General features: G+C 39.7%; 6 protein-coding genes. All 6 read right to left on the reverse strand.

Features of this window, described 5'->3' with window-relative positions; translation table 11 throughout:
* Positions 1–318: 318 nt before the first annotated feature.
* The 6 genes from JQC92_RS20900 to JQC92_RS20925 all read right to left on the reverse strand — a co-directional run bounded on the left by JQC92_RS20900 (position 319) and on the right by JQC92_RS20925 (position 4,446).
* A complete protein-coding gene (locus JQC92_RS20900; RefSeq protein ID WP_239480665.1) occupies positions 319–1,233 on the reverse strand; it encodes a mechanosensitive ion channel family protein in 915 nt (304 codons plus the stop codon).
* Between the two features lie 40 nt (positions 1,234–1,273).
* Positions 1,274–2,887 carry a diacylglycerol kinase family protein gene (locus JQC92_RS20905; protein ID WP_205001471.1) on the reverse strand — a complete coding sequence of 538 codons (1,614 nt, stop codon included), beginning with the start codon at positions 2,885–2,887 and terminating at the stop codon, positions 1,274–1,276.
* 106 nt (positions 2,888–2,993) lie between these two features.
* The gene (locus JQC92_RS20910; protein ID WP_205001472.1) at positions 2,994–3,422 is read right to left on the reverse strand and encodes a hemerythrin domain-containing protein; all 429 of its coding nucleotides are present in this window, start codon (positions 3,420–3,422) and stop codon (positions 2,994–2,996) included.
* 66 nt (positions 3,423–3,488) lie between these two features.
* Positions 3,489–3,686: a hypothetical protein gene (locus JQC92_RS20915; RefSeq protein ID WP_205001473.1), complete on the reverse strand. Its 198-nt coding sequence runs from the start codon at positions 3,684–3,686 to the stop codon at positions 3,489–3,491.
* Positions 3,687–3,694: 8 nt separating this feature from the next.
* Complete coding sequence (locus JQC92_RS20920; protein WP_205001474.1) at positions 3,695–3,865, reverse strand: DUF1328 domain-containing protein; 171 nt, start codon at positions 3,863–3,865, stop codon at positions 3,695–3,697.
* A gap of 32 nt (positions 3,866–3,897) precedes the next feature.
* A complete protein-coding gene (locus tag JQC92_RS20925) occupies positions 3,898–4,446 on the reverse strand; it encodes a BON domain-containing protein (protein WP_205001475.1) in 549 nt (182 codons plus the stop codon).
* Positions 4,447–4,796 lie beyond the last annotated feature (350 nt).

Here is a 4,796-nt window from a genome sequence, read left to right on the forward strand (position 1 = left end):
AAACAAAATTTGTCATTTTGGGCGTTTTTAAATGACAGGCTTTCTCTTAAAAATACCATCCCTTTACTGGGGGATTTGGTGTTGCAAGGATCTCGAACTACCACAACTTATTGAGTAGTTACTTGAAATGGATTTTTTCAGAACCGACTACTTAATCGAATGAATTGAGTACTGCCGAAAACCGGAAAAGCCATCGCTTAACATCACAAGCACTGAAAATCAAGGTGGTGGCAATGGCTTGGCTCGACCTGAGGTTAACAATCACAAGCAAACACCGTTAGCACCATAAGAGGCTGGGTGACGTCTGCTCATGAACAATTACATCTTAGCGACATTATTCGCCACTATGCTTGATAGGCTTTCTCCTCCTTTCGCCTCAAAGTCCAGTGTTCGAATAGGAAACGGAATCGTGATACCAGCATCCGACAGCGATTCCTTAATCGCTACAATGCTGTCATTTTGTGCTTCCATGTAACCAAAGTCGCCAGGGTAATCAATCCAAAACCATACCAGTAAATTGATACTACTGTCGGCGAAACTGGCAGCATGAACCGCTGTGTCTTCGGGGTTCCTCACATAAGGTTTTTCATTAATAGCTTCTGTTATTACTTTGGTCGCTAAATCAGGACAGTCCGCGTATGAGATACCGACAGGAATTTCTATTTTTCTGAGACCTTTTCGACTATAGTTCGTCAATATGTTACGAAAAACCATTTTATTTGGAATCATGACGTGCTGACCTGAAAACGTCTCTACAAGAGTATTGCGCAAATTAATTTGAATAACTTGCCCCATAACGCTGTTGGATTCGACAATATCGCCTATTTTAAATGGCTTGCGGATACTCATCGTGATCCCTGAAATCAGGTTTTCGGTCATATTTTGAAAAGCAAAACCAATAGCAAGCCCCAAAATACCCGCTCCTGCTAGGAGTGATGTAACCGTACCTTGCAATCCAACAAAGTCTAATGCGACAAAAAAACCAACGGTTATAATGATCACTTTAACAATCGATGCTAATAAGTTGGTCACTTCCTTTGAATCTAGGACTCGGTTGCTCAAGTTCCTAAATAATCGGCCGCCCAGGTTGGCAATAAAGATAAAAGCAAACAACGTAAAGAGCGCAACAATAAGATTAGGAATCAACTTGATGGTTTCAACAAGCCAATGCTCCAGCTTTTGCTCAATTAAATGGTTAAATTTCTCAATGTCGAAAGAGAGAGTCATCTCCATGGTGATGTCCTTCATTTATGATTGGTGCTGTCATCAGTTACTATGGAATGCAAACAGATAAAGCTTGGCTTTTGATGCTTATCTCAAGTGATTCAGCGGAGAACTTTTCTCCATCAATGACATAGTGGATCGGTCGATTTGAGTCTATTTTGACTTGCTTTGCAGACTCATAATCAAAATATGAGGCTTGTTCTTTGAGGCCTAAGCTTGAAAGCAACACATCAGACATCGCTAAAGCTCTTTCCCCAAGCGAAGCGGTATTTTCTAAATAGGTAATATGCAATTGACCATCATCAGGTCTTGGCTCTTTACCTCCTTGAGCAAGGACCGTGCTGAAAGGCGACGTGTTGGCAACTACTAAGCTTTGTAACTCAGCTTCTCGTGCTGGCTCCCCATCCTTAGTGACTTCAAACCACTGACTTTCTCCTGCCACAACCGCAGAAAATAAACCAGATAAGTAAGCAAGTTGGCCATTTTTATTTTTCTGATCACGATGCGCGTAATCAATCATCTTCTCTTCAAACCCAATACCAAGAATAAGCAGTATTGGCTGGTCGTTACAGTACGCCAAATCGATTTTCTTAGACTTGCCAGATAGAATAGCCTCGCAGGCTTTTTCAACAGGTGAAACTTTTGTCGCAAAACCATAGAGCACATGACATAAAGCATTTGCAGTACCTAATGGAATAATCCCGAGTGCCGTGTCTGTCTCCACGACTTGTCTTGCCACCTCGCTGACGGTGCCATCTCCGCCAGAGACGATGATATGAGAAGCATTTCGCGCTTTTGCTTGTTTGGCTAAAGATTCCGCTGAGACTTCTTTACTGGTGGTCACAATGTCTAAATTGAACTTTCGGGTGAGCTCTCGAATAACCTGTTGCTCACTCGTTTGCCATTTGCCTCCACCTGCAACAGGGTTAACAATGAGGCAGGATTTGTCTTCAAGATTGAGCAGTCCCTTATCACTGATAGCATTCAGCACATTTAGTTGCTTTTTGTTTAACTGTGCAGTGCTTCTTACATCATTGATATTTTTGAGCACTTGCTCCAAGGTCAGAGATGGATTTTTCACTAACAGGTATGCTGCAACCACAAACACAGAGCGGCCACGGCCAAGTGCACAATGAACAACTACGGACCTTGATTGGCTTATCTGAGTATCTATCCAATTAAGAGCATGTTTAAGCTTGCGTAACTTAGGGGCCTGATGATCGAGTACCAGGATATTGAGGTAATGAAACTCTTCGCCGGTAATCGCACTCTCTAAACCCGAAAATTCTGCGGTGACATCAACAATACACGTTATGTTTTGAGATTGTAGAAATGACAAATCGAAGGGGAGTAGACGTCGAGAAACATATAAGCCTTCTCCCACCTGCTGAATGGGATCAACTTTATCTCTTTTAATAGCCCAAGTATTGTAGAAACGAATGCCTAGAAAAAAAGGAATAAATGCCCACCTGATCCACCAAGCTATTTTGCCATCACTATTTTTTCTAAATATGGATGGTATCTCGAAGATATAGGCTGCACTAACGATAGACATCGATAACCCAGACCAAACCAATAGTAAGCTGAATAATACATTGGGAACAAATGCTGCTATAGAAAAACAAGCGATAGCAATGAGTATATAGTACTTAACGATAAACATAGTAAGCCTTAATTTCTCTGTGTATTAAAAAAGCGGGCCCATAAATGGGCCCAAGTTGTTAAACCAAAGCCTACGCTTCACTATCAAGCTTAGGTGACACTTCGAATCAAGCCATCTCTTGCTCATATTTTCGAGCCAAAATTTCTTTCTGATCTGAGTCTAAAACTCTTCCAGCCGTTTGAAAGAAACGCTGCTCTTCTTCTTCTAAATGATGCTCTACTTTGTGTTTGAGTGTCTTCATCAGTGTGAGCCAAGCTGGTGAAGACATTTCGGTGTCATCAAGCTGAGCAAGCACCTTATCAATACCGTGGTGTTCAGCAATACCGTGCCTAGTCATATCAACGGATTGATCGCTCTCTATTAAAGGTGCATAGAAGTGGCGCTCTTCCGCGACCGCATGCTTAGTTAATTCTTCTTTAAGACTGGAGTAGAATTCTTGCCTAGCCTGAGTATCACCTGATGTTTGAAGTATCGCACCCATCAAAAGCCGTTGCTTCTCATGGCTATCTTTAAGTACATCAAATATGTTTTTCATATCTAGCTCCTGCTTCAATTCTTTTTATGAGGTTCGAATGATTAATTCGTCAGTTAATGCCTTTTGTTAGCAGTCCTGATCTTCCGTACCAAGCTGCTCTTTCACGTTCTCACAGCCATCCTCTATCTGATTTTGAACTTTCTCTACCGCTTCGTCAGCGCTTTCTCCAGCTTGCTCTAGGGGGCCGTCGTCACTACATGCGACAAGCGTAAAAGCAAAACCTGTTGCCAATAGGAAACGGAAAATAACTGTGCTTATATTCATAAAAACTCCTAACTCTTATCTTTATTAACTAAACTCATTACCACCGATACAAGCAACGAAATAGCAAATATATAAAACATAACTTTAGCTACTGTTACTGCAGCGCCTGCTATACCACCAAATCCAAATAAAGCTGCTATGATGGCAAGAATAAAAAATATTAAAGCCCAGCGAAGCATAATGTTCTCTCTTATATCTGTTGGTAAATTTATTATTGAATTACTTCAAGTTTATCAATTACTTTATCAACATCGGATGTATTACGAGCAATAGATAACGCAAGGTCATGTTCCGTATCTGACGTCACCGAACCCTTTAATATCACAGTGTTTTCCTTAGTTTTTACTTCGATATCAGTACCATTGACTCCCGTATTCATTAATAGTCGAGCCTTAACAATGGCCGATATTTTGGTATCCATTAAGACCTGGGTTGATTCCTTATTTTTATCTTTTTCATTATCGATGACCGTAAGTTCATTCTTTACCAACTTAACATCATCAAGGCTTAATACTAATTCTTCAGCAAGAGCTTTTTCTGTCTGGTTTTCAACTGAGCCCGTTAAAGTCACAACCTGGTCTTTAACATAAGTGTTAATATCAAAAGAGTTCAAATTGGAATTAAGTAATAGTGTCGTTTCTGCTTTACCATCAATCCAAGCATCGAGTGTATCTTCTTTCCACATGCTATCTGCAACCGCTGCAGAAGAAGAAGTAGCAATAACCGCTGTTAGTAAAATTTTACTTGCAATGTTTTTCATCACTTATCTCCTTTTTTGTATTTGCATTAACATAAAAGCAAACCGCATGCCAAAATCTCAACATGTTGAATAATAAGGACTTATGTGAAAAACAAAAAATAATATTAATATTTTCAATGATGAAGAATGAATAATTTACAAGGGGTATTTGTAAAAAATATAAATACTTATCTAGTCCGAGTTAATGATGCACCATAATAATATTGCCCGATTTTTATTTATCATTTTAAATAGTCGGTTCTGAAAAAATCCATTTCAAGAGTTTAAATGTACGGCATCTGATTTACGCAAAATTCAGAGCCGTACCCCAAAAGCAAGATTTCTTAGATTTTGCATCAATTTCACTACAA

It is taken from the genome of Parashewanella hymeniacidonis, from assembly GCF_016900895.1.
In the GTDB taxonomy this organism is placed as follows: Bacteria; Pseudomonadota; Gammaproteobacteria; order Enterobacterales; family Shewanellaceae; genus Parashewanella; species Parashewanella hymeniacidonis.